The organism is Fictibacillus phosphorivorans (assembly GCF_001629705.1).
GTDB lineage: Bacteria > Bacillota > Bacilli > Bacillales > Fictibacillaceae > Fictibacillus > Fictibacillus phosphorivorans_A.
In genome coordinates, this window is the sequence record NZ_CP015378.1 from 2,351,873 (window position 1) to 2,375,629 (window position 23,757).

Below are 23,757 nucleotides of genomic sequence, written 5' to 3' on the forward strand. Positions count from 1 at the left end.
CTATTATTTATAACGTTGTGAGACTACATGAATCTCCCTGGAGAATCACATAAATTTCTTTATTAGTTATACTAACGTATTGCATGTATATATCCTATTACCTATAACTTATATCCAGATATGCTTGATAGGCATATCTGGAATGTATATACTAAAACATTATAAAGGGGGAGTGATAGATGGAACTTAGAGTTTTACGCTATTTTCTTACTGTTGCAAGAGAAGGAAGCATGACAGCTGCTGCTGCTTTACTGCATGTTACACAGCCAACCTTGTCAAGACAATTAAAGGACCTAGAAGAAGAATTAGGAAAAAAGCTATTTATTCGCAGTAACCATAGTATCATTCTCACAGAAGAAGGATTGCTCCTAAGAAAGAGAGCAGAAGAAATCATAGATATGGTTGGAAAAGTTGAATCCGAATTTAGTTCTATGGAAGAAACAATAAGGGGTGATGTTTACATCGGTGGCGGGGAAACACATGCTATGAAACAGATTGCAAGTTTAATAAAAGAGTTACAGGTAAGTTACCCCAATATCCGGTATCACCTCTTCAGCGGAAACTCAGAAGATGTGACTGAACGGCTTGATAAGGGACTGCTTGACTTTGGTCTTTTAATTCAGCCAGCGGATTTATCAAAATACAATTATATCGATATTCCAGCCAAAGATGTTTGGGGTGTTGTTATGAAAAAAGACAGTTTTCTTGCAATGAAAGATGCCATTCAAGCGGAAGATTTATTAAATGTTCCAATAATTTGTTCAAGACAAGCAATAAAACAGACATTATCCAATAATGAATTTTTGAATTGGTTTGGTGAAGGTTTCGATAAACTAAACGTTGTAACTACTTACAATCTTGCATACAATGCTTCCATTATGGTTGAGGCAGGCATAGGGTATGGACTAGTCCTAGATAAAATTGTGAATACGTCTAGTGATAGTAATCTTTGTTTTAGACCACTAGAGCCAAGACTTGAATCTGGCTTAAATGTTGTTTGGAAAAAGCATCAGGTTTTTTCCGCTGCTGCTGATTTGTTTTTAAAAGAAATTCAGGCGAAGTTTTCAAAGTCTTAAATTAAACAAAGCCTGGTTTTCTATTACTTTGTGAAGGTATATACTTAAACAATCCTGCCCGTTAGTTTATGTAAAAATTATCACAATCTCTTTACCTAAAACAATTTTCATTAGAGTATGATATTCCATTAATTTGCCCGATATATGCAAATCGGTACATTTCTTATTACAGAAATGCACCCGTTTGTTGAAGATCGTAATTAGTAAATGATAATCTAAAACTCAAATGGGAACTTTAATTAAAGCAAGCTGCTTATACATTCCCTAGATAGCTGCGTGTTATATTTTGGAGAACAATTTTCCCATTTTTGCTATATTTTTCGAATAACTCTGACAGGAGAAAAACGAAATTTTCATATTCTTCGTCATTTTTTTTAGGAGCATAGGATGCTGATAAATTCCTTCCCAAAAAACCTTCATAATCTACAAGTAGATCATTTTGGTACTTTTTAAACTCATACTTTCCATCCTTAAAAAAACTGTTAAATACTTCTGGAGTTTCCTCAATTCCACCACTAAATCCTTTGAAATTTGAACAGGTCCTTTGGCAAATTTCTGCATTCTCTTTAATGATCGGACTAGTTAAATCTCTACTATTCCATACAAGAGCAACATTTGCCTTTTGTTTCAAAATCCGGTGACATTCGATTTTGAATGCTTCTTTATTAAACCAATGAAATGCCTGGGCAACGGTTACTAAATTCACACTGTTCTCTTCTAAAGTTGTATTTTCAGCAGTTGCATTTATTGATTTAAAACGAGAATAGAGTTTTAACGATTGCTCAGCCATCTTTCTCATGTCATGATTTGGCTCTACTCCAATAACATCTAAACCTCTTTGAAGCAGCTGGCGGCTAAATATCCCTGTACCGGAACCAATATCGGCCACAATCCAATCCCCTTTCAGTTGGTTAGCTGAAAACAAATAATCAATATATTCATTAGGGTAACTGGGACGATATTTCGAATATATATGGGCCTTGTCGGTAAAATTTTCTGTTGTTTTCAAAGTACTACCTTCTTCCCACGAAAATAATGTACAGAAATATTAATTCCTGCTTCAATCTATAAGTCTACAACTTAAGAGTCCATAAAAACCAAGAATCTAAAATGAGGCAATTGCTTAAAATAAATTCTTTCCTTTGGATAATCCTCTTTAAAACACTCCAAAAGTAACTCTTAAATATTTCTCCTTAAAGCATCATCAATTTCATAATCAGTATACTCTTTTTATTTTCATATTTTCTTCACCTGTCCCAAATCCCTTATATATATTCAGTTTTTTGATGAGAGGATGATCCATATGCTACAAAGGCACCGTTGAATCTTTCACTTTATTACCTCTTTATATAATTATTTCCTACCTGATGCTTTATAGTTCATTAAAAAAGGCACATCTCCTTCTTAAAGAAATGCACCCGATTGTGGAATAAGATAAGTTAATAAAAGGGAATCTAAATTATAACTCCTCCCCCTCCACCGTTATAATGATTACATCCAGTTGCACGACCATGTTTCTGCAGCATTATTATTTTGGGTACCTTGATTCAAATATTTTTATATTTTCATAAATTAACTGTTTTTTATAAAAATGAATCTCTTTATTCCACAAACACCTTTGTCATGAACAAAGAATCCCCAGTTTTCTAATTGCTCTCGTAAAAAACTTCCACGTTTTTGGAACGGATGAGGCTATTAATTTCTTCAGTTATACAGAAGGAGCTTAATTATTGCTGTTTTTTTCACCCCACTCACATAACTGTTCCAAAACCGGTAATAGAGTTTCTGCTTTATGAGTGAGACTGTACTCAACTTTAGGGGGGACTTGAGGATACTCTTTGCGTCTAACAATCCCATCTGCTTCCAATTCTTTTAGTTGTGAACTCAATGTTTTAAAAGTAATAGCTCCTATTTTTCTTTTCATATCATTAAATCGAACTGGTTGGTTTTCTGCCAGAAGGTAAATAATAAGCATTTTCCATTTACCACCGATCACTGACATTGCATAACCAAAAGGTGTCTCTTGAACATTACCCTTATCTTTAAAGTCAGCCATACTCATAATTACACTATCCTTTCAGGTAGTATCTATCAAAAAAGTGCGTACTATGTCTTTGTTTGCGTTCATTTTATACTGACATTACTTTGAAGTAAAGGAGAGAAATAAATGAGTAATGTTAAAACATACGATCACGGTCTTTGGGATCACGGTATTACGCAAGGTTACAGCGTCAACGGTAATATCTACATTTCAGGGCAATTTTCCCACGATATGGAGGGTGCGTTTATTGGGGAGGGCAATATTGAAGCACAGACCCTACAGACGCTTGAAAATCTTAATCGCGTACTTAAGGGATTCGGTGTCACGAAGGACAACATCGCTTATATGGAAATCTATTTAACAAATGCGCATGAACATTCCGAACGAGTCATCCGGCTATTCAAGGAATACCTAGGACAACATCGCCCTGCCGGCAGCCTTATCGGCGTGACTTACTTGGCATTCCCAGAGCAACTGATTGAAATCAGCGCTATCGCACACACCGACTAACTCAGCTTCGAAAAGGCAAGACCACTAGATCAAAAACTGCATTTTTCAAAGGTATACGGAAAAATGCAGTTTTTGTTACTTAACAATCTGGCCCGTTTGTTGAATATAAGATATAAAAAACGCACTGTTAAATAACAGTACGTTTTATAGAATTCTATTTATACGCCAAAATTTGTTAAAATGCAGGTTTTAAAGTCTATCAAATGCAATTCAATAATCTTTTACTTAATCTAAAGATTTACTTCTTAATAGTCATGAACAGCAACGTTACGAAAGTCTACCATTGCCTTAAAAACCTTACATAAGTCCATTGTGATGATGTCATTCTGCTGTAAGTCTCTCCGACTCGTTTGAGGGATACCGAGCTACCGAATTGAATAATCTGAGCTTCAAATACAGTAGAAACTTGATTTAAATCAACAAGATTCAGGCCTTATCAATCCATGCAGCAAGCTCTTGACCCAACATGAAACGGTTGTACTTCTCTACTTTTTGATGACTTAAATACGCGATATCTCGATCACTGTCTACTCGGTCCGTTCCTTTAGCCCTGGAACCGAAAACCAAAATCAGATAAGGTTCTAGTTTTTCATTTACCTTTTTGGCTGAATAAATTTCGGATAAAATCGGGCTCATTTATAAATTCTATTTCGTTACTCTTAAAGGTAAACTTCTCCACAATCGTTTCATCATACTGCCTTTTAACTTCTGAGAACTCCTGTTTCTCTTTTTCTGTTTGTGTCAGATCCTTTTGTGAGAGTTTCATATATTTGTCCAAATTGTTCGCTTTATTCCTATCAGTAAAATCGATTCTCACGGTATAGTGATCAAACTTTTTTGTTTCCAATTCATTCAAAAAGTTTAGGATACGCTCGGTGTAGTTTTCATTATTAAAGGGAATTTTTACAGGTATCCCAACAACAACTGAAGGTTTAACCTTGTTTAACGATAGTTTAGTGAAACGCTTGTGTAGCTCACCATCATAAGATGACTGTACATAAAATTGAGCATCTTCGCTCATTTCTTTCACTGTGGGTAAAAGTTTTTCAGCTAGTGTGGTGTTTACCACTTTGCTTTCGTATGTGTCTTCATACGTTGAACTGCCTAGTTCTCTAGTGACAACAAAGGAAAGTTTATCATCAAATACAGGAGTTGCTTGAGCTTCAATCAACTCTCCAGCAGCAAATCCTAGATCATAAGTTTCCACTTCTCCTAGAACAAAATCTTGATCGTACTTCTGTTCTAAGTAAGCCAACATCTGTTCTTCTTCATCCGAATTGTTTTGACCTATTAAGAGGATCAATACGACGATGATACATAGAAAGGAGCCGATAGAATACAGTAGTGTTCTTTTATCCAATTAAGCACCAACTTGTCATAATTACTTTAAAAGAATGAAACTCTTTATAAAACGTAAAGTGATTAACTAACCCACCTTTTAAAGGCCTTGTCTGAATCGGTTTTAGAAAAATCACCAGATATACTCTTTAAATAGTTCCACGACTTACGTTCATATATTAACATAAATATCCATTTTCCGAACTATTATTTAATAACTATTTTCCATTTTTTTGATACTGAGAAGGGCAGTTGTAGTTTCATGTAGAATTATACAGAGAAATGTAAAATTTAGGTAGGTGGTAGTGTGAAACGTGTTGTAGTCACAGGTATGGGAGCAGTAACTCCGCTGGGAAATTCAGTGGCGGAAACGTGGGATAGATTGATTCAAGGGAAGTCGGGAATCGAAAAACTGACTCGATTTGATGCAACACATTTTTCTGCAAAAACCGCGGCTGAAGTAAAGAATTTTAGTCTATCCGACTATATTCAGGTGAATGAGAGACACCGAATGGACCGCTTCACTGAATATGCAGTCGCTTCATCAATCATGGCGATCCAAGATGCAGATGTGGTACCGGGTGAGACCGTTCATCAAGAACGCATAGGGGTATCATTTGGAACCGCGATTGGGGGAATTGAGAGCTTTGAAAACACCTATAACGATCTTCAGAACGGAGGGTATCAAAACCTTTATCCTTTCTCAACAACAACAGTCATATCAAATATGGCGGCAAGCCAAGTAGCGATCGCAATAGGAGCTAAAGGGGTGAACACGTGTGTCGTCTTATCATGCGCTTCCGGTTCAAACGCGATAGGAGATGCGTATCGAGCAATTCAGCGAGGAGACGCCTATGTGATGGTGGCCGGTGGCTCTGAAGCGTCTCTCACTCCTCTTGGAATCGGTGCGTTTTGTGCCATGGGAGCCATATCCACCAACCCCGACCCGAAATCTGCTTGCCGACCATTCGATCAGAACAGAGACGGCTTAGTCATGGGTGAAGGGGCAGGTGCAGTTGTGTTAGAGTCTCTCGATTCTGCAATCAGTCGCCAAGCAAAGATCTATGGCGAAATTATTGGGTATTCAACAGTCTCAGATGCTTATCACATCACGAGTCCCGCTCCAGGCGGAGAAGGAGCGGTTCGCGCGATGAATGGTGCACTGTTAGAATCCCACTTAAATCTTGGAGACATTCAGTATATAAACGCTCATGGAACGAGCACAACGTATAATGATCGTTATGAAACAGAAGCCATCAAAAGCTTTTTAGGAAAAAGAGCCTATGACGTTCCAATTAGTTCTACAAAATCGATGACCGGCCATATGATGGGTGCTGCTGGTGCTGTTGAGGCAATTTTTACGCTTCTTTCTATTAAGACTGGTATCATTCCACCGACTGTGAACCTTCATACTCCTGATAAGGAATGTGATTTGGACTATGTACCGAACGAAGCGAGGAAAACTAAAATTAAAGCCGCTCTCAGTAATGCACTTGGTTTTGGTGGACACAACACTGCACTTCTGTTTAAGAGTTTTGAAGGTAGTTAGATCTTTCAATTCAAAGGAGTGAACCTTCAATTAATGAGCTTCCCCATTCATCATCTACAAGATGTCTTTTAGCAGGCTCGATGCCTGCTTTTAATTTATAAAAACATCGTTTTTTGTCCATGCGCGAAAAAACAAGCTCCTGCTTAGAATCAATCTTTACCTTCTCTATCTCTGTACCGAGAATATAATCGGCCGCTTTTTTTCTTGTCCAGCAGCTTGTACGACGAAGCGACTGTCTCCGCCACAAGCTCTTTTGTTGAATAGCTTTCCTCACCAAACGCAAAATGTTTTGAGACGATGGCTTCCTATTTTAATCGACATTCATGCCCCATTGTTGGTACCATCTCGTGAAACAAATTGCTGTAATACTCTTCTCTTACCGTGAAACCTTGGGTGGTTCTTGCTGCTGGACTATAAGTATCTTTCCTTCTCTATTTTTTATTCCTACATGCTTAGATTGTGATTTTCTTTTGGTTGATAGAGAGCAAGTAAAGGTAATCCCAACAGAAAGATAAAGATGATGGGATAAAAGATAATTAACGCAAAATCCCAACTCTCTCCTAACGTTATATAGCCGAACACCATCACAACGACTCCCTTTAAAAGCGCAAACAACCAGATAGTAATTCTCTTTTTCTCTCCGATCAACGTTTCATAATACATAAAGAAATATAACCCTACAAAGAACAAAGATTTCAACAATCCAAATGTATTCATTGATAGGAAAAGGATCAACACACAAGTCGCGATAAAGGTAGGAAGAACCTTGTTTTTCATGAATCACTCTCCAAAATAAACTTATGCTTAAGCTAGACACAGACCATTACCTTTATAAGCTCTCGTTCCACCAGTTCGGATAACTCTTCCACCAATCTTCGGCTTTACTCATAGCACGAAGAACATCTGTACCTACTTCATCATGATTACATTCAGTGAATCCAAAAGGAAAACCTGCATCTTTCCCGATACGTGTTCTAATGTATGGAGATCCACCACCAATTTGATATACTTTTATCTTGTTTGAGGGGATATATGCTCCTGTCGTTTCATCCTGATAACCTTCAGAAGAACATTTGCTGATTTCTACGAAAAAGGCACTTTCATGCATACTAAACTGAAACATCAATAGATGAGTCTGTTCATCCAACCTCCTATAATAGTGGGGAAACGAACCCTTAAAACCTCTTTCTCTCAAAGATGGAATAACAACACGCTTCAATGAATGGATCATCGCATCTCGTACTTTTGCACAAAGTAATCGATTTAAAGCGCCTTTCTTTTTTCCATAACAGCTATAAAAATTGTAATTAAGATTATACTGTAGATGAATATCCAGGTAAACTGTCCATATACCCTAACAGGAAAGGATATCATTTTATCGTCTACACTCATGTTTTCCATGCTGTAACGAAGTGGTGGTAAAACCCAGTTTATGCTCTTTATTTTTAGAATTTCTATTTTTTCTACTGCCAGAACCAACGACCCAATAAGAATACTGATAACCCCCCACCACGAATTTACATTATTTTTCACGAGCCCCCTCGTGAAAAAGGATGACAGTGCAATGGATAGTACGGCAAGACTAAAATGGGCCAAGAACCCCATGACAAGATGGACTGAATGTAATCCAGGTGAAAACGCATTAAAAATAACGGGATAAGCCACAGCCGCAATACTCAGAACGAGAGCCGTTAAGGTGCAATTTAATATAAGGGAGATATAATACACTTTCTTATTTTTCGCATGCATAATGGTAATTTGTTTTTGTCCTTCGTCTTCTGCATGGAAAATTGTAATGGTGAACCACCCCATTATAAAAAAGAGCATAATCGACGTGTACGAATAACTGTCTAAGATAGGGTTTGGTACGTATGTATAATTGATCACCAGCATCATGATAAACACAGAAAATGGCGGAACGTACTTATATGTCCTAAAATATGTGGTAAAGTGATAGTGAATTAACCCTTTCATGGTTCTGTTCTCCTCCTCCTTAGAACTGATTGAGAAATTCTGTTTCTTTCTTATGTAGAGGTTCTAATAGCTTAATGGAGGCACCTCGGTCCAAAAACTCACTAACAATTTTGTTTGTATGTTCTTCACTAACATTCAATTCTATCATTTTCTTATGAAAACCCATCTCTTTCTCTTGCTTAATGATTACATTTTGTTGTTTTATAGAATCGATTGAAACAGTCTTTGTCAGTTCAAAGATCAATCTGTTCATAGACTCTTCTTGGGCTTGGTGATTTTCCGTTTGGATGATGTGGCATTGATCGATTACAATAATTTGATCTACGACTCTTTGAAGTAGTTTGGTCTCGTGACAGGTTAAAACCACACTAATGTTTCTTTCTTTTAAAGAGATTAGTAGTTCTTCCATTTCTGTTTGTGCTTTTAAGTCAAGGCCAGAAAGCGGTTCGTCCATAATTAACAAATCTGTTTCTTCCAGCATCGCCTGCATAATCGTAACCTTTTGTTTCATCCCTTTTGAAAAATGAATGATTCGATTGTTCCCATTATCTTTCATATGAAAAATCTCCAACAAGGTATGAATACGCTGTTGAAGCCATTTGTTTTGTAATCCCCGGATTGTCCCCATATGAGTAAGATACTCAATTGGTGTAAAAGGAATATACGTAGGAGTTACCTCAGGCACATAACCAAAACGAACAGGTTCCCCGTTTCTAAACAGGATTTCACCACTATCTGCTTTAATTAGACCTCCAATCAGTTTCAGTAAGGTGCTTTTCCCCGAACCATTTTTTCCAACGATAGCTGTAACTTGGTTGGTTGGAATAGAGAGAGAGACAGCATCCAAGACTAATTTGTCTCTGTAAGATTTAGTTACATTCTGTAAATCGACAATAGTGTTCAACTTTACACATCCTTAATATTGTAATTAAAAGTATGGAGTTGTTTATCCTTAAAAAGGATATAACAAGACAGAATAATGTAACTGATTCAATTACACTTATAAAAGATCTGTACAGACAAAAATCATTCATTATTGTTATTATGTAGGTTAGATCCTCTTTTCTAGGAGCAAAACTCTATGTATACATTACTTCTTATTTTATTAATATTGCTTTTAGGTTATCTTATTTTCAATAGGACAACGAGCTACAAATGGGTAGTCTTCAGCATCTTCCCGCTTCTTCCTTCTCTTACATTTGTTGTAACAGAAATAGAGCAGCATGCATTCTGGTTACGCTTCTTAGAAACGGGCTCTTTTGTTCTATCCATCATTTCTCTTCCCGTTATTCTGTATTTATTGATGGGCTTCTTCTTTATCTACACCGTATCTTTTCTATGCCTGTTTGGAGAATACATGCTTTTGAACAAAACGAGAGACCGTCGATCATAATGTTTGTACACTAAATTGAAATTAACGCTCTAACTCAATATACTCTCTTAATAGTTTCCACTCGTCCTTTTCCTTTCTCCAGACAAACATACACTGTGCGGTAAAAGGTTTCCCATTAATGGTGTTTGTCTCTTTACCGACAACGATGACTTCTCTTCCTTCATCACGCTCAGTCAAAGAACGAACTTCAAACGTTTTTTCAGCATGATCCATCTGTTTTAATACGGAGTTAAGATCATAGTCATAAAAGTAAGGATCAGGTTGGGTAACCTCAGAATGAGCCCAGTACCCTACAAAACGTTCAGACATGAAAGTTTTGATATGATCTCCATCTTTACTTATGAATCCTTTGTTCCAAGCTTGAAAATAATTAGTAAGGACTTTCTGTATGGCTTTCATATCTCCAACTCCTTTCTTGGCTTTAGCTCCACTAAATGTTTTTTTGTAAATATATTGTAATTATAGCATTTAGAGTAAATATATGGTTTGCACAAATCTAAAATAAACCTCACACTCAAAACGAGAGTGTGAGGTCTACTATGTTCATAACACATTTGTTCACGAATTATCTCTAAGTATCTACAAAATGAGGATTATCCACTATGAGATGTGTCTCAATTTTTACTATCAATTGTTCTAAATAGGATGGAATCGTGTTTTGCTTATTTATCAACTTTATAAAATTTCTAATATATTCGTTCTCGTATTCTTCGAATGCTTCTTGGGCTAACTTTTCAGCACCGTGGACCAATTGAGAAAGAGAACGCCTTACATATAATCTGGAAAGATCATGATCTCCAGTTTTAATATGAAGATAGTTGATGACATCCCCTCCCACTAAACAAATACAATGTGTATCTTTTACGATGGGGTGATTTTGGATAAAAGACTCGTTTTCAAAAGAAATGTAATGATGCTGACCATGAATGAGAAACAACCCGTGTAACAACTTAGTATCGTTACGTATAACCGCTTCTAAAACGTTTGAGACAAACCGCTCTTCTCCTCTAGTACGTTTCTTCATCTCTACTAGCCTCGACTCTACTATATGTTTATAAAGAAAATCGGTTCGTTTGATCCTGTAGATCATCCATAGATTTAGTGATTTCATCAATGTCGGATGAAAATGTGTTCACGTTGGTGTCCACTTGCTGAATCGTTGCTGTGACCTCTTCTGTCGCTGCGGCCGTCTCTTGACATACCGCAGTCACCGACATGATATCATCTTGAAGATCTCTCTGTTTTTGCTGCATAGACACAAACGTCGTATGGATGTTCATCGCCGCATCATTCGTTTTTGTTAATAACTGAGATAGGTCTTGAATGTTTCCTTTTACGGACCCAAGTTCCTCACTTTGTTTCATAAACGTCTGAAGGGTTTGGTCTGCTTTATCCATCGTCAGTTTGATCTGAGCTTGAATATTTTCAATCGTGTTTTGAATTGTTTTTGTAGCGTCACCTGACTGTTGCGCTAGCTTTCCGACCTCACTCGCCACCACAGCGAATCCACGACCATGTTCGCCTGCACGCGCTGCTTCAATCGATGCATTTAAAGACAATAGATTCGTTTGCTCTGATATATCTTTAATCTCTACTACAATCTGACCAATCGTCTCAGAAAATTGATTGAGTTCCTCGATCGCAGAAGCGACTTCAGTGAACGTGTCTTTGGTCACTTCATTCATCTGTACCAGTTCATCTAGTGAACGTATACTCTCATCTTGCTTATGTGCTACTTCTTGGTTCATGTTATGAACAAACTTCACTTCTTCGTTCATCTGTTCCATGTTGCTTTGAAACTCTTGCGTGAGAGCTGTTGTATTCTCCATTGAAAAGGTGACCGTCTCATTTCCAGATGCGATTTCCTCAGATGCCATGACGATACCTGCTGTCTGCTCTTTGATACTCTGAAGTTCATCGGACACATTTTTAAACTTCACCGTCGTTGTACCGGTTGTTTCCTTCACGTTGGAGATGAGTTGATGTAGACTTTCTCTCATATGTTCGAACGATGAATAGATTCTACCAACCTCGTTATTTTTATCATATTGAATGTCCATCTCACTTAGATTTCCATGTGCGATTTCATCTGCATAACGTTCCAATTGAGCAAGAGGTTTTAGTGTTCTTCTTGTATAGATGGTAATACCCAACACAGCGATCACCAAGGCTATGATGTTAACGATCAGAAGGAGTAACCCTTCTTCTTCAATCAGTTTGGCATTGGTAGCATCAACCACACTAGCATTGATATCCACCCCAAGAATCCCGATTACATCTCCACTCTCACTTTTAATCGGCGCGAAGGCTGATAGATAATCTCCATACTTATCATCATGAACGACTGGTGAACTAGAGGACTTACCGTCTAATACACTTCTAACATCATCAACATCAGTACTTGTAATTTCATCTCCGATATCTGAGGCTTGTTTGTCTCCTTGCGGCATACCATCTATTAGGATATTTAACTTATCTTCATTGATTTCCAGAGTATACACGTAAAGCGCTCCTGATTCTTGACGAAACTTATTCAATTTTTCTCGAATTTCTTTGTATTCTTTTGAATCACTTTTGTTCTTTAAAAAATCTTGGTACAGTTCTGTATCCATACCGCTCCCATAACTTGAAGCGATGACGGTTCCGAACTCTTGAAGCGTTCGTTCTGAAGATAAAGTTATACCTCGGTTTAAAATAAATCCGTTTACCACGATGACCGTCATCAATACTAGAGAAGTAAAAACAATGATAGGTCTACGAATCGATGCAGCTTTCTTTCTTTTTTTCATAAGTATCCCCTTCTGCGTTTTATAATCGCCCTATATTATCGACCATTTTGAAAAGGAGTTTACGCGGGTTTACAGAATACAGGAATTCTAATTCTTTATTAAGTTAAATTTAACGATCAAATGGGTGTAAAAGAATCGAAGTAATAAGGATAAATTTAACAACTGTACATTCGCATTTATGCTTGTATATTATGGACCGGGGATCATCATAAGCCTGATTTAGAGGGAAGGCTTATCAAGTTAGAAACTAAAATAAGATATTAGATTCCTAAGTGAACCTTTACTTTTAAGTATTTTCGTACTATACTCTTTAAACGCCACTATTATGGATAAACATTATCCATATTGTATATGTAATGAAAGGGGATAAATTGAATGCAGATAAAAACTGGAGTTGAGCAATCGGTTTATGCGATTTTGCTGCTTACCTTTCTACCTAAGAAAGCTGTCTTACCTGGAGATGTTATCAGTTCTCAGCTCGGTAGCTCACCTACGTATTTTCAAAAGCTTCTACGCAAGCTAGTGAGTGCAGATATACTTGTATCAGTACCTGGAAGCAAAGGTGGATTTCGATTGAAGAAAAGACCAGAGGAAATCACGATCTATGACATATATGTAGCGATTGAAGGCAAGCAGTCACTATATTCATCAAGTGGTATTTTTCAGGACCTGCTAAATATAAATGACAAGGATATTTGTTTACTATCAGACTTAATGGAAGAAGCCGAATCATCATGGCAGTCCATTTTAAAACGGCAAACCATTGCCATCCTAACAAATGAAATTCATAAAAAGTGTCCGAAAGAAAATCTGGAAAAACTCAAAATAACAGTAGAAGAAAAAATGGTGCTGTAGCACACAAAGGAGTTTATCATGGAAAACTTAAATAGATATTTTGATTTATTCGATCAATCACGTACAAGCGAACAAGCATTCAGAGAATTAGTGAGCCTTTTTTCAGACGATATCGAATTTGTCTTAGATGGTCACAAAAAGCAAGGTATAGAAAACTGGAAGCTATTTGTGAAATTGGTGTTTAAAGAAAATGCTGATATTAAACATATGTATGAAGGATGGAGAGCTGTTGAAGGAACAGATATGTTTGAAACACCTTGGGCAGTATGCGGCAAGCGTTCATCTGGTCATGTATTCACTCAAACTGGTAAAGACATTGCAAAATTAAGTAAAGACGGAAAGATTAGATATTTAGAAAACGTACCAGATAACACGAATATGTTTGCTGCTTATAATGATTAAGCAAATAAAATGAAAAAGCCCTTCTGATTTAGGGCTTTTTTATTTTATTTTTGTTATTTTATTTCAGATCGAACATACCTTTTCCCGTATGCATATCTATTGGCAAAGATGAATGTTCGTGTGTAATGACCCAAGACTCATTTACTTTCTTTAGGCCAAATGTAAAACGATTTGTCATTTGACGAAGTTTCTCACCAGATTCTTCACTATGTGCAACGAATGAAACAGCACAATGCACAAATGCAACATTCGTATTTTCCTCAATGGTTACTTCATCAAAAATTACTTTTAATATATTCCTATCTTCACTCAAGCTATTAAACCACATTACCACATTCTCTCTCCATGAAGAAATACCCTTACACTCCCAGTTTCCCCAGCAGTCAAAGATATATACATCTACAGCATAAGTCGATAAAAATTGATCAACATCTTTTTCATAAACCGAAGATTTGTAATTTTCGAGAACGTCCTGAACACTACTTACTCCAATTATCATAAAAAAGCATCTCCTTCGTAAAAGTTCGGTCTTCGTCGTTCCATGTTATTTTGTATTATTAAGCCTAATTGATCTCTAAACCTACTAAATAATTCATTGATCATTCTTAATAAAATGAACAGGACGAACCTCAATACGCCATCCAAACTCTTCCCCTCTGGTTATTTGGGTTGTAGGATGAAGGGAAGCTAACTGAATCGCCTCATCCATGTTTTCTGCTTCAAATATAAATACGCTGCCAACGAGCTCCTTCGTCTCTGTAAACGGACCATCTGTTACGACTATCTCATCGTTTACTCGACGCAAGCTTTTGACCTCTGATTCTAAACCAGCATCGAGCAGCACCTTTCCACTCTTATAAAAAGTCTCAACAACAGGTTGGCATTCATTCATAACTGCTTCAATCTCTGCCCTCGGGCGTGCATCCATTTTTTCAGGACTAAAATAGCCCATACATAAAAATATCATTTTCATTTCTCCTTCATCTTTAAGATTTTTTATCTATAAATACAAATATCAATAAATCCTTAACGCTCATTGTTCTAAACTTTTTTAATCACTTCAATAAACAGTTACCATACTCCTTTAGGGAAATATGCTATCTTAAGTTTTAATTCTTTATACCTAGAGTATGAATTGAAATATAATTTCACTTAAACATGTTTTATTTCCTTAGATCATTTAACCAATTGTTAAAAGTGAAATCTATCTTTAATTAATACCGTCCCTCCTTCTCTAGACATATAGACGATTTCATTACTGTTTGTTTTATATTCCTTAAAAATATTATAAAAAAGAAAAGTACTGGCAGATGCCGATACTTTTCTTAGAAATGTAATATTGAACTTTCTCTTCTTTATAAACAACGTCTTGTTGGACCTTTAGAGTCTCCTACCCTTGCTTCTACCTCATTGACTTTCTTTCAGCCTAACCCAATTCAGCTAGTATATGATCACAGAGTAGCATCGTACGAACATTATCACGTCCACTCGAAGATGCTTCTCTATCATTTTTACAACACTCTATAAAATGAGCCATTTCTCCAACAAAACCACGTAAATAAAGATCCCTGTAACCTCCAGACATGGGAGATGCAGAAGGTGTAAATACTGTATCGTTCTCTGCAAGTGATTTCCAAGGTAGTTGGTCAAAGTTCTGAGATTTATGCACAGTAAGTGTATGAACTTCATCTGCAATCGCAAATCCGTTATCGAATGTTACTGCCACATTTTCGCTTTCCCTTGACCAAGCTGTCATTCCTGTAAAATAAAGGCTACCCACGACTCCATTTTCAAATTTTAATGAAATACTCTGAGAGATAAATTCACTGTTACTGTTTTTAAAACCGGATATTTGAACAACTTCACCAAACAAAAAGCGAACTAGATCAACAATATGTATAGCAGCGAGCTTCATAAACTGCTCATCGTCTTTACAAAAAGGGGTGCTGTCTACAGCAAATCTTGCTTGAAAAGAGCGAGCTTGTCCAAGGTTACCACTATTGATTAATTCTTTTAACTTCTGATAACAGGGCGCATAGCGTTTCATAAATCCTACCATTAATATGACCCCTGCTTCCTCAGCAGCATTCGCGATTTCCTCAGCTTCACCAGCATTCATTCCAAGAGGTTTATCTACATAAACATTTTTCCCCGCTCTAATACAGTCCATGACTAAAGAGATATGATCTTCAGGTTGTGCGACTACTACAACGCCATCACACTCTTCGGAATTGAGCATAACTTTATAATCATCATAGGGAGTTCCATTGCTTCCGAAACGTCGAAGTGCATCTTTCGAACGATTAAGATCTCTTGTAGAAATAGCTTGAATTTCCGCTCCAGCTTCAAGAACAGAAGGGTAAATATTTGTGGATGCATGGAATCCCGCACCTATAAAACAAAGGTTAGCTTTCTTCACTTTTCTTACTCCTCTTTATTCAAATTTTTATGAGTGTGATCTTACCATAATAGGATTATTCGGCTTAAAGCAGGCTGTGCTCATGGGAATTATATGAAATAAAAAACAATAAACTAACTATTTGTGAAGTATGCAGATATCGTAAACAAATTATAAATTCTTCTTTATAACGACCCTATTCTCATTTATGGTGTAGTTATTTTTGAGATAAAATGCTTCTGCAAGCCCCCCGTTAGCTGTTAATAAATATAGACTTGAAATGTCTCTTTTCTTTAATTCACCTTCTAAATACAGAAGCAATTTCGAACCGTAACCTTTTCCTTGGATTTGATTACTAATACAAAATTCAGCCAAATAAAAAGTGAATCCTCCATACGATTGTTTACTATTTCCGGCAATGAATCCAATTAAAGCATCATTATCATATAATAAATAGCCAAGAGATTTAGGTGTATGCATTAAATCCATTAGTCTTTCTTTAGCAGTTCGATCTGTCCAGGTCTCATTCCAAGGTTCTTTGTTAAAAACATTGATATATAATTCAACACATTGTTCTATTCTATCAAATGTCATTGGTACAATTGTTTCAGCCATCATATTCTCCCTTATTTGTCTATATGTTCATCTCATAACCAAGCTGTGTGAACAGAATACCTTGTCATTTTTAACAAACATTTTAAATTCTTTCATTTAATCTATGTATTTCTTCTTGAATGTTTTTTACATCGATTCTATTAAAGAGTGGTTGAATGTTTTTAAGTGAAATAGAAGATATGTCAATCTCCTTCCATGTAAATTCATTTAATCCCAACATTTCTTTAACCTTTTTACTTGAAAAAGGAAGAAAAGGATGAAGCAATTGTGCAAGATTCGAAATGATATAGATACAATTTGCCATTGTATCATCGCATAAAGATCGCTCTTCGTTTATTTGAATCCAAGGTTTCTGCTCATCAAAATATTTATTCGCAAATCTTACAAAGTCAAAAATATTCTCTATAGTTTTTTTAAATTGTCCGTCGGTAATCAACAAAGCCGCTTTATTATAGAGTCTATTTACTCTTCCTTGTAGTTCTATATTTATCTTACCACTTGGTGTTTTTCCATCATAAGACTTTTGGATAAACTTTAAAGTACGATTAACAAAGTTCCCATAGGCACCAAGTAATTCGCTGTTATGACTATATACAAATTCACGCCAAGAAAAATTTGTATCCCGGTTTTCAGGTGCATTGATTGTTAGAAAATAGCGTATAGAATCAGCGTCGTATCTCTCTAACATGTAGGGAGCCCATACTGCCCAATTTTGACTAGTGGAAAGTTTCCGGTTTTCAAGCGTTAAATACTCATTTGATATGATACGTGTGGGTAAAGTAGAATTACCGATACCCATTAGAATTGACGGCCAAACGATCGTATGAAAGGGGATATTATCCTTCCCATGAACATAATAAGAGATGGTGTCACCGTTCCACCAATCTTCAAGGTTTTCATTATTTTGATTAGCCCATTCCTTACTGGCAGTTAAATAACCAGCAACGGCTTCAATCCATACATAAATTTTTTTACCTTCAAATCCCGCTAGAGGAACATCAACACCATTTGGCAGATCCCGTGTAACGGCTCGGTCAGGAACACCTTCATTTAAATATCTAGTGGTTAAAGAAATCGCGTTTTTACGCCATCTATTTTCCTTCTCCGCTCTTATTACCCATGATTCTAATTTTGACTGAAACTGACTAAACGAGAAATAAAAATGCTCCGTTTCTTTAATGGTAGGCTCATTCCCACAGATCTTACAACGCTTATCGATTAAGTCAAGTGGATCTAAAATAGCGGAACAATGATCACATTGATCTCCCCTGGCTTTCTCACCACAATTCGGACATGTTCCCTCGACAAAACGATCAGGTAGAAATTGATGATCTGTTTCACAAAAAGCTTGCTCACTCGTCTTTTTATACAGATAGCCATTATCAAGGAGTTTTAAAAATATGGCCTGTACTGACTTGTGATGATGTTCAGCATCTGTACGCGTATATAAATCGTATGAGAAACCCAGCTTTTCAAAACATGCAACAAATTCTTCGTGATAACGATTTGCTAATGCTTCAATGGTTGTATTTTCTTGATTTGCGCGAATCGATATGGGTGTCCCATTACAATCACTTCCAGAAACATAAAGCACTTTTTCTCCTTTTTGTCTGTAAAACCTTGCTAAAATATCTCCTGGTAATAAAGCTGCAATATGCCCTAAGTGCAGTGATCCATTAGCATATGGCCATGCACCTCCAATAAAAACGGTCATAATTATTCCTCCTTCTATTAAAAAAACCTCGTCCATAGACATATTTGCCTAAGGACGAGGTTTATCTCGTGTTACCACCTTAATTTACCAATAACTCACATTATTAGCCTCAAAAAGTACGGAGTAAATGAAACACTCTTATACTTTGACATTTATAACGAGTGCCAAATCTCGTCAAAGTCTAAATCATTATTGAAGTCGACTTTGCTGCTCAAAGACCATTTTCAATCAACTATTTTCTGCTTCTTTTCAGCTAACGAAGCTCTCTGTAAGAAAATGAGGGTTGACTTACTTTCCTTATCATCGCGTTTAGTAAATGTTTTTACTAATTATTACATATGTTAAAAGAATTGAAAAGCGTTTTAATTCTGACAGTATTTTTTATCGATACTCTTTAATTCCGTTTTCAAATGCAACATTATCGTTATTTTTTAAACCATGCAATGCTTCTTGTATAGCAAATGTACGCTTATAAAATGTAACACGCTTAGCTATTTCTGATCCGTTTGGATAAAGGCCGATACACTTGTTATAGAAATCCAAACCGTAACTTGATAGTATTCCTGCAAAATCATATGCGGGATCACCAATACCAGAACCACCAAAGTCTATTATTCCTGAAATTTCACATTTTTTAGGGTTCCATAAGATATTCGATGCTCCGAAATCTCCATGTATAAGAGTTGTTTTTATGGGTTCTTTATGAGTAAGAAATGCCTCAAATGAATAAGAAATCTCCTTTTGAGATTTCTTATTCATAAACTGAAAAAGCTTGTCCTGTATCTTATGAAATAGTTCGTTCATGTCTTCATATGGGTTATTATCTATTAAGTTTAGAGACATAACCAACGTTTTTTTCGATACGGAATGAATCTCAATTAGAAAAGTTACGAGTTGTTTTGCAAGTTTCATTGAATCCACATGATTCATTTTTAAATGTTCATTCCAAAAAGGTTCACCGTCAATCAAACGATATCCAGTAAATACTTTACCAGGTTCATTTAATTCAAATGACTCGTATTCTGGGTATGGAATTGGGATTGATATTATATCCCTGATATGATCTAAGATTTGAACTTCTTCTTTTAATCTTACAATTCCTTTTTCGTACTTAGGGAATCTGAATACGAGAGAATTGTTGATTATTATTACATCGTTATTTTGGCCAATATCATTAGCATAAACATTCTCAATGATAAGTTTAGGATAGACTTCTTTAATTCGTTTAATATAATGATTCATGCATTTACTCCTTGTAATCCTATATCAAAAGGTAATTGTTTTATACTGTCATTTGTTTATAATGGAATTCAATAAAAAGAGCACTTCTCCTTCTTGAAGAAATGCTAGAAATTGTTAAATTATGTATGTTTTAATTTATCATAAAGAATAGTTTCATTCCTATTTGAGGTCCATAACTAAAATGTCAAAGAGTTCATTGTCTATATAGACCAAAAAAGCCCACTTCCCCGATTCGTTTAGCAGTACATTTGATGGTATATGTGAATCAGCACCATTCACTTCACTTCCTAATCCATCTTTAGTCCAATAATTTTTTTTGGAATCTACATCGTATAAAACTGGACTTACAGTTGAAGATTTTTTGTTGTATCCAACAATCATTAACTTACCCTCTTTGATGCCCCAAAAATGCCACATCCACTTATCTATTTTTTTCGCTTTTAGTTCGGGAGCTATAATTCCAATTTTTAACTTGTTTCCAACCATATCACTTCGTGTTCCAGTGTTAAATGAAGTGGCAGTATTGTTCCAATCAATGCTTTGTATATCAGATTCATTAACAGTATTGGAGATTTCTAAAGGTAACGCTGTTTCTTTATTCACTTCTTTTTTACTAACTTCTTCCGATGTACACCCCATCAAAAATGCAATCGCAAGAATGAAGAAAGAGATACTTCCTTTCATAACCAGTTCCCCCTTCTTATCATTACATTTTAAGATAATCCTCTTGAAGAAGCCCATAGACAGCACAATCCTTATAATGATTCTTGGCGTTGCGAATCATATGTTTAATCGTTCCTTCTTGCTTCATTCCAACTTTCTCCATAATCCTTCCTGAGGCTGGGTTGTCAGTATTATGAGCTGCAGAAATTTTATGGATATTCATATCCCTAAATCCAAATTCAATGACAGTTTTCAACGCTTCAGTTCCATACCCTTTGTTCCACCATTGATAGCCCATTAAATAACCCACTTCACAATTTTCAGTTACCTGATCAAAATTGAATAAATCAATGGCTCCAATCAACTTACCGTTTTCTTTCAGTTCCATACCCCAATAACAAAATTCTTGAGAATCATAGTTACTTACGACTTCTTTTACTCTCTCGACTGTTTCAGATAGAGACTTGTGTGCTCCTTTAATTAAGTTATCCATTACACGATCGTCTGAAAGCCAATGGTCAAAAATACTTTCCGCATCTTCAAGTACGATTCTTCTTAAAATTAATCGATCCGTTTCTAATGTTGGTGTTCCTAAAAAATTGATCACGTTCTCACCTTACCTAATCTTATGTAATTATCTCATACGATTGCTGAATAGGTTAATAAGTTCAAGATGCACATATTCAAATCCTTTCTTATTCCACAATCCGGCTCAAAAATGAGAAAGTTTACCCTTTACCATAAAAAACACACTGTTTATTTGAGAATAACAGTGTGTTGATCGTCCATATATAGTTGTAAGTTAACATTTTAGAAAATCTTAAAATCATTTGGATTTAGAACTTCATTGCTTGAATTAAAGAGTGATAATAATCGGGCCATCTTTAGTAAGGATAATTGTATGTTCTACTTGTGCTACATAGCTTTCTTCAGTAGCATAGGTCCAACCGTCTTCTTTTTGGTAAACTTCTTCTTCCAACGTTGATATAAATGGTTCGAATGCGATAACCATCCCATCCTTTAATAATTCATGATCCCATGGATCGTTATAATTTAAAATATGGTCTGGTTCTTCGTGTATTTTACGTCCCACACCATGTCCTGTAAGGTTTTTGATAACCGTGAATCCATGCTTTTTCGCTGTTTCATATACTGCTTTTCCGATTCTGCTTTTTTTGGAACCTGGTTTAGCTTTCTTAAGACCTGTTTCAAATGCCAATTTCGCAACATCGCATAATCTCGTTAATACTTCATCTCCTTGTCCTACTACAAATGAGATTCCAGTATCAGCAAAATATCCGTTCTTTGAAGCAGACACATCTATATTTACAAGATCGCCTTCTTGAATAACCCGATTACCTGGAATACCATGAGCCACTTCATCATTAATACTGATACACGTAAACCCAGGAAAGTCATATTCACCTTTAGGAGCTGAAACAGCACCTGATTTTTCTAAAAGTTCTCCGGCTATATCATCAAGTTCTTTGGTCGTTATGCCTGGAATTGTTCTTTGTACTAATTCATCTCTAATCGAGGCAATAATTCTGCCAATTTCCTTTAATCCATTAAAATCTTCTTCTGTTTTTGCAATCATTTTTATCCTACCTTATTATTTTTTTTCATTATTCACTACATATTATTTATAGTAACTCTACTTTCTCAAAAAATTATACTCATGTAAAATAATTGCTACTAGATCATTGACAGTTTCTATATTAAAAAATGACTAGAAGTAGCAAGTTGACGATAGTCTAATTAGACTCTATTATAGTATACAAGTCTAATTAGACTATTTAAGTAAAGGAATGAAGATGAAATGATTAAGTCTTTTTTAATGTTAGGGCAATCGAATATGGCAGGTCGAGGCTTCTTGCATGAGGTAGAACCGATCTATAATGAAAAAATAAAAATGCTGCGCAACGGACAGTGGCAAATGATGACAGAACCCATTAATTATGACCGTCCTGTTGCTGGTGTAAGTCTAGCTGCATCCTTTGCAGAGGCGTTTGCAAAAGCCAACCAGGATGATGAGATTGGTTTGATACCTTGTGCGGAAGGTGGCAGTTCCTTGGACGATTGGCATCCACAAGGCACTCTTTTTCAACATGCTTTGTCAGAAGCTCGATTTGCTCTTGAAAGCAGTCAAATTTGTGGCATACTTTGGCATCAAGGAGAAAGCGATAGCCACAACTCTCTACATGAAACGTACTACAAAAAGCTATCTCTGATCATTGAAACTTTACGTAAAGAATTAAACCTTCAACAAGTTCCATTAATGATTGGTGAGCTTGGCGATTTCTTAGGAAAAACAGGTTTTGGAAAGTACTCATCAGAGTTTCAGGAGATCAACAAACAATTACGACGATTTGCTCATGAGCAGCAAAATTGTTATTTTGTATCGGCAAAAGGTTTAACTTCCAATCCGGATGGTATTCATTTAAACGCTGTTTCACAACGGAAATTTGGTTTTCGCTATTTTGAAGCATTTTCGAAAAAGTGTCATATCTTAGAGCCCCTTTCGAATGAGGATCAATCCCTAAAAATAAACAATAACTATTCGAAAACCGAACAAATGTATATTCATAGTATGAATTTAGCTCTAGGTAAAATCACTTACGCTGAGTTTGAAGCAAAATGGCAGAGGTGATGTCATCTTGATTCCCTTACTGATCCTTGGCTTACTAATACAAAACCCTGGCGCTCATGGATATGAACTCTTAAGTTTAATGGAAAAACGACATTATCAATATATCGTTAACTTTACGAAAGGATCCTTTTATTACAATTTGCAACAACTTGAAGAAAAAGGTTGGATTGAACAAATACAACACATACGTCCGAACAACGGTCGTGACATTCATACCTTTAAAATCACGTCTTTGGGCTTAGAAGAATTTGATAAGTTAATGACCAAATATGGAACGAAATCTGAATATGTAAAATTACCAATCTATGGGACGTTACTATTTGCAGATGTTTTCGATAACAATAAATTATTAGAATGTATCCAATCCCAGATTGAACAAACTGAAGCGAGAATTGCTCTTCTAGATGAGTACTTATCTAACCATAAGGAATTACCTGGAAAGATTGACTATTTCCGACGTATGAACGAAAATTCTCGTTCTCACCATTTAGTAAACTTAAAATGGTTTCAAGAAATAAAGTCAGACATAGAAAAAGCTACTGTCTAAA

29 protein-coding genes and 1 other annotated feature are annotated in these 23,757 nt (G+C 35.9%); of the genes, 8 read left to right on the forward strand and 21 right to left on the reverse strand.

Annotated elements, in window-relative coordinates; translation table 11 throughout:
- The first annotated feature begins 179 nt into the window (after positions 1–179).
- Positions 180–1,076 carry a LysR family transcriptional regulator gene (locus ABE65_RS12020; RefSeq protein WP_066395188.1) on the forward strand — a complete coding sequence of 299 codons (897 nt, stop codon included), beginning with the start codon at positions 180–182 and terminating at the stop codon, positions 1,074–1,076.
- A gap of 253 nt (positions 1,077–1,329) precedes the next feature.
- Here ABE65_RS12020 and ABE65_RS12025 read toward each other — a convergent pair whose 3' ends face one another.
- A complete protein-coding gene (locus ABE65_RS12025; protein ID WP_066395190.1) occupies positions 1,330–2,085 on the reverse strand; it encodes a class I SAM-dependent methyltransferase in 756 nt (251 codons plus the stop codon).
- Positions 2,086–2,799: 714 nt separating this feature from the next.
- Positions 2,800–3,138, reverse strand: a complete 339-nt coding sequence (locus ABE65_RS12030; RefSeq protein ID WP_066395193.1) for a winged helix-turn-helix transcriptional regulator — start codon at positions 3,136–3,138, stop codon at positions 2,800–2,802.
- Between the two features lie 105 nt (positions 3,139–3,243).
- Between ABE65_RS12030 and ABE65_RS12035 the strand changes: the two genes are divergently transcribed.
- On the forward strand, positions 3,244–3,627 hold the full coding sequence (locus tag ABE65_RS12035; protein WP_066395195.1) for a RidA family protein: 384 nt from the start codon (positions 3,244–3,246) through the stop codon (positions 3,625–3,627).
- A gap of 245 nt (positions 3,628–3,872) precedes the next feature.
- Here ABE65_RS12035 and ABE65_RS22450 read toward each other — a convergent pair whose 3' ends face one another.
- The 3 genes from ABE65_RS22450 to ABE65_RS12040 form a co-directional block, all read right to left on the reverse strand.
- Positions 3,873–3,986: a HepT-like ribonuclease domain-containing protein gene (locus ABE65_RS22450; RefSeq protein ID WP_419471053.1), complete on the reverse strand. Its 114-nt coding sequence runs from the start codon at positions 3,984–3,986 to the stop codon at positions 3,873–3,875.
- Positions 3,987–4,053: 67 nt separating this feature from the next.
- The gene (locus ABE65_RS22455) at positions 4,054–4,263 is read right to left on the reverse strand and encodes a nucleotidyltransferase domain-containing protein (RefSeq protein ID WP_082861411.1); all 210 of its coding nucleotides are present in this window, start codon (positions 4,261–4,263) and stop codon (positions 4,054–4,056) included.
- Positions 4,217–4,987 carry a hypothetical protein gene (locus tag ABE65_RS12040; protein ID WP_066395197.1) on the reverse strand — a complete coding sequence of 257 codons (771 nt, stop codon included), beginning with the start codon at positions 4,985–4,987 and terminating at the stop codon, positions 4,217–4,219. Before ABE65_RS12040 ends, ABE65_RS22455 begins: the two co-directional genes overlap by 47 nt.
- Positions 4,988–5,272: 285 nt before the next feature.
- Between ABE65_RS12040 and fabF the strand changes: the two genes are divergently transcribed.
- The gene (gene fabF / locus ABE65_RS12045; protein WP_269148751.1) at positions 5,273–6,514 is read left to right on the forward strand and encodes a beta-ketoacyl-ACP synthase II; all 1,242 of its coding nucleotides are present in this window, start codon (positions 5,273–5,275) and stop codon (positions 6,512–6,514) included.
- Positions 6,515–6,958: 444 nt separating this feature from the next.
- Here the strand turns inward: fabF and ABE65_RS12055 are convergent, their stop codons facing one another.
- The 4 genes from ABE65_RS12055 to ABE65_RS12070 are packed head-to-tail and all read right to left on the reverse strand — an operon-like array spanning position 6,959 to position 9,392.
- Positions 6,959–7,291 carry a hypothetical protein gene (locus tag ABE65_RS12055; RefSeq protein ID WP_066395203.1) on the reverse strand — a complete coding sequence of 111 codons (333 nt, stop codon included), beginning with the start codon at positions 7,289–7,291 and terminating at the stop codon, positions 6,959–6,961.
- Between the two features lie 52 nt (positions 7,292–7,343).
- A complete protein-coding gene (locus tag ABE65_RS12060; protein ID WP_082861412.1) occupies positions 7,344–7,745 on the reverse strand; it encodes a DUF4304 domain-containing protein in 402 nt (133 codons plus the stop codon).
- Between the two features lie 32 nt (positions 7,746–7,777).
- A complete protein-coding gene (locus ABE65_RS12065) occupies positions 7,778–8,488 on the reverse strand; it encodes an ABC transporter permease (RefSeq protein ID WP_066395205.1) in 711 nt (236 codons plus the stop codon).
- Positions 8,489–8,507: 19 nt separating this feature from the next.
- Positions 8,508–9,392: an ABC transporter ATP-binding protein gene (locus ABE65_RS12070; RefSeq protein WP_066395206.1), complete on the reverse strand. Its 885-nt coding sequence runs from the start codon at positions 9,390–9,392 to the stop codon at positions 8,508–8,510.
- A 177-nt stretch (positions 9,393–9,569) separates the two neighbouring features.
- On the opposite strand from ABE65_RS12070, the gene ABE65_RS12075 reads away from it, so the two are divergent.
- On the forward strand, positions 9,570–9,881 hold the full coding sequence (locus ABE65_RS12075; RefSeq protein ID WP_066395207.1) for a hypothetical protein: 312 nt from the start codon (positions 9,570–9,572) through the stop codon (positions 9,879–9,881).
- A 21-nt stretch (positions 9,882–9,902) separates the two neighbouring features.
- Here the strand turns inward: ABE65_RS12075 and ABE65_RS12080 are convergent, their stop codons facing one another.
- From ABE65_RS12080 to ABE65_RS12090, 3 genes are all read right to left on the reverse strand, one after another.
- Complete coding sequence (locus ABE65_RS12080; protein ID WP_066395210.1) at positions 9,903–10,280, reverse strand: nuclear transport factor 2 family protein; 378 nt, start codon at positions 10,278–10,280, stop codon at positions 9,903–9,905.
- A 172-nt stretch (positions 10,281–10,452) separates the two neighbouring features.
- The gene (locus ABE65_RS12085; protein WP_066395212.1) at positions 10,453–10,905 is read right to left on the reverse strand and encodes a hypothetical protein; all 453 of its coding nucleotides are present in this window, start codon (positions 10,903–10,905) and stop codon (positions 10,453–10,455) included.
- A 28-nt stretch (positions 10,906–10,933) separates the two neighbouring features.
- A complete protein-coding gene (locus tag ABE65_RS12090) occupies positions 10,934–12,670 on the reverse strand; it encodes a methyl-accepting chemotaxis protein (RefSeq protein ID WP_066395213.1) in 1,737 nt (578 codons plus the stop codon).
- Between the two features lie 375 nt (positions 12,671–13,045).
- Here ABE65_RS12090 and ABE65_RS12095 point away from each other — a divergent pair, with 375 nt between their 5' ends.
- A complete protein-coding gene (locus tag ABE65_RS12095; protein WP_066395214.1) occupies positions 13,046–13,525 on the forward strand; it encodes an RrF2 family transcriptional regulator in 480 nt (159 codons plus the stop codon).
- 18 nt (positions 13,526–13,543) lie between these two features.
- Positions 13,544–13,927 (forward strand): polyketide cyclase, encoded by a 384-nt coding sequence (locus tag ABE65_RS12100; RefSeq protein ID WP_066395215.1) that lies wholly within the window; start codon positions 13,544–13,546, stop codon positions 13,925–13,927.
- A gap of 58 nt (positions 13,928–13,985) precedes the next feature.
- On the opposite strand, the gene ABE65_RS12105 is transcribed toward ABE65_RS12100, so the two are convergent.
- From ABE65_RS12105 to map, 9 genes are all read right to left on the reverse strand, one after another.
- Positions 13,986–14,426 (reverse strand): YybH family protein, encoded by a 441-nt coding sequence (locus tag ABE65_RS12105; RefSeq protein ID WP_066395217.1) that lies wholly within the window; start codon positions 14,424–14,426, stop codon positions 13,986–13,988.
- 93 nt (positions 14,427–14,519) lie between these two features.
- Positions 14,520–14,894, reverse strand: coding sequence for a YciI family protein (locus ABE65_RS12110; RefSeq protein WP_066395218.1), 375 nt, complete (start codon positions 14,892–14,894; stop codon positions 14,520–14,522).
- A 459-nt stretch (positions 14,895–15,353) separates the two neighbouring features.
- Positions 15,354–16,346 carry a Gfo/Idh/MocA family protein gene (locus ABE65_RS12115; protein WP_066395219.1) on the reverse strand — a complete coding sequence of 331 codons (993 nt, stop codon included), beginning with the start codon at positions 16,344–16,346 and terminating at the stop codon, positions 15,354–15,356.
- Positions 16,347–16,496: 150 nt separating this feature from the next.
- Positions 16,497–16,940 carry a GNAT family N-acetyltransferase gene (locus tag ABE65_RS12120; protein ID WP_066395220.1) on the reverse strand — a complete coding sequence of 148 codons (444 nt, stop codon included), beginning with the start codon at positions 16,938–16,940 and terminating at the stop codon, positions 16,497–16,499.
- Positions 16,941–17,022: 82 nt separating this feature from the next.
- Positions 17,023–18,654 (reverse strand): methionine--tRNA ligase, encoded by a 1,632-nt coding sequence (metG, locus tag ABE65_RS12125; protein WP_066395221.1) that lies wholly within the window; start codon positions 18,652–18,654, stop codon positions 17,023–17,025.
- A gap of 47 nt (positions 18,655–18,701) precedes the next feature.
- Positions 18,702–18,967 (reverse strand) — a binding site (T-box leader).
- A gap of 68 nt (positions 18,968–19,035) precedes the next feature.
- The gene (locus ABE65_RS12130; protein WP_066395223.1) at positions 19,036–19,896 is read right to left on the reverse strand and encodes a phosphotransferase family protein; all 861 of its coding nucleotides are present in this window, start codon (positions 19,894–19,896) and stop codon (positions 19,036–19,038) included.
- A gap of 159 nt (positions 19,897–20,055) precedes the next feature.
- On the reverse strand, positions 20,056–20,580 hold the full coding sequence (locus tag ABE65_RS12135) for a DUF4871 domain-containing protein (RefSeq protein WP_066395225.1): 525 nt from the start codon (positions 20,578–20,580) through the stop codon (positions 20,056–20,058).
- A gap of 22 nt (positions 20,581–20,602) precedes the next feature.
- Complete coding sequence (locus ABE65_RS12140) at positions 20,603–21,166, reverse strand: GNAT family N-acetyltransferase (protein ID WP_066395226.1); 564 nt, start codon at positions 21,164–21,166, stop codon at positions 20,603–20,605.
- Between the two features lie 249 nt (positions 21,167–21,415).
- Positions 21,416–22,156 carry a type I methionyl aminopeptidase gene (gene map, locus ABE65_RS12145; protein WP_066395228.1) on the reverse strand — a complete coding sequence of 247 codons (741 nt, stop codon included), beginning with the start codon at positions 22,154–22,156 and terminating at the stop codon, positions 21,416–21,418.
- A gap of 222 nt (positions 22,157–22,378) precedes the next feature.
- On the opposite strand from map, the gene ABE65_RS12150 reads away from it, so the two are divergent.
- A complete protein-coding gene (locus ABE65_RS12150; RefSeq protein WP_066395236.1) occupies positions 22,379–23,209 on the forward strand; it encodes a sialate O-acetylesterase in 831 nt (276 codons plus the stop codon).
- A gap of 7 nt (positions 23,210–23,216) precedes the next feature.
- Positions 23,217–23,756 (forward strand): PadR family transcriptional regulator, encoded by a 540-nt coding sequence (locus ABE65_RS12155; protein WP_066395238.1) that lies wholly within the window; start codon positions 23,217–23,219, stop codon positions 23,754–23,756.
- Position 23,757: the final 1 nt, after the last annotated feature.

Bases quoted from the DNA above. Each gene is read 5' to 3' on its own strand.
- ABE65_RS12130 (WP_066395223.1), bottom strand. From the start codon at position 19,896: ATGAATCATTATATTAAACGAATTAAAGAAGTCTATCCTAAACTTATC.
- ABE65_RS12135 (WP_066395225.1), bottom strand. From the start codon at position 20,580: ATGAAAGGAAGTATCTCTTTCTTCATTCTTGCGATTGCATTTTTGATG.
- ABE65_RS12065 (WP_066395205.1), bottom strand. From the start codon at position 8,488: ATGAAAGGGTTAATTCACTATCACTTTACCACATATTTTAGGACATAT.
- metG (WP_066395221.1), bottom strand. From the start codon at position 18,654: ATGACCGTTTTTATTGGAGGTGCATGGCCATATGCTAATGGATCACTG.
- ABE65_RS12075 (WP_066395207.1), top strand. From the start codon at position 9,570: ATGTATACATTACTTCTTATTTTATTAATATTGCTTTTAGGTTATCTT.
- ABE65_RS12150 (WP_066395236.1), top strand. From the start codon at position 22,379: ATGATTAAGTCTTTTTTAATGTTAGGGCAATCGAATATGGCAGGTCGA.
- ABE65_RS12090 (WP_066395213.1), bottom strand. From the start codon at position 12,670: ATGAAAAAAAGAAAGAAAGCTGCATCGATTCGTAGACCTATCATTGTT.
- ABE65_RS12120 (WP_066395220.1), bottom strand. From the start codon at position 16,940: ATGGCTGAAACAATTGTACCAATGACATTTGATAGAATAGAACAATGT.
- ABE65_RS12110 (WP_066395218.1), bottom strand. From the start codon at position 14,894: ATGATATTTTTATGTATGGGCTATTTTAGTCCTGAAAAAATGGATGCA.
- ABE65_RS12055 (WP_066395203.1), bottom strand. From the start codon at position 7,291: ATGAAAAACAAGGTTCTTCCTACCTTTATCGCGACTTGTGTGTTGATC.
- ABE65_RS12020 (WP_066395188.1), top strand. From the start codon at position 180: ATGGAACTTAGAGTTTTACGCTATTTTCTTACTGTTGCAAGAGAAGGA.
- ABE65_RS12060 (WP_082861412.1), bottom strand. From the start codon at position 7,745: ATGATCCATTCATTGAAGCGTGTTGTTATTCCATCTTTGAGAGAAAGA.
- ABE65_RS12035 (WP_066395195.1), top strand. From the start codon at position 3,244: ATGAGTAATGTTAAAACATACGATCACGGTCTTTGGGATCACGGTATT.
- map (WP_066395228.1), bottom strand. From the start codon at position 22,156: ATGATTGCAAAAACAGAAGAAGATTTTAATGGATTAAAGGAAATTGGC.
- ABE65_RS12100 (WP_066395215.1), top strand. From the start codon at position 13,544: ATGGAAAACTTAAATAGATATTTTGATTTATTCGATCAATCACGTACA.
- ABE65_RS12095 (WP_066395214.1), top strand. From the start codon at position 13,046: ATGCAGATAAAAACTGGAGTTGAGCAATCGGTTTATGCGATTTTGCTG.
- ABE65_RS12080 (WP_066395210.1), bottom strand. From the start codon at position 10,280: ATGAAAGCCATACAGAAAGTCCTTACTAATTATTTTCAAGCTTGGAAC.
- ABE65_RS22455 (WP_082861411.1), bottom strand. From the start codon at position 4,263: ATGAGCCCGATTTTATCCGAAATTTATTCAGCCAAAAAGGTAAATGAA.
- ABE65_RS12105 (WP_066395217.1), bottom strand. From the start codon at position 14,426: ATGATAATTGGAGTAAGTAGTGTTCAGGACGTTCTCGAAAATTACAAA.
- ABE65_RS12030 (WP_066395193.1), bottom strand. From the start codon at position 3,138: ATGAGTATGGCTGACTTTAAAGATAAGGGTAATGTTCAAGAGACACCT.
- ABE65_RS12085 (WP_066395212.1), bottom strand. From the start codon at position 10,905: ATGAAGAAACGTACTAGAGGAGAAGAGCGGTTTGTCTCAAACGTTTTA.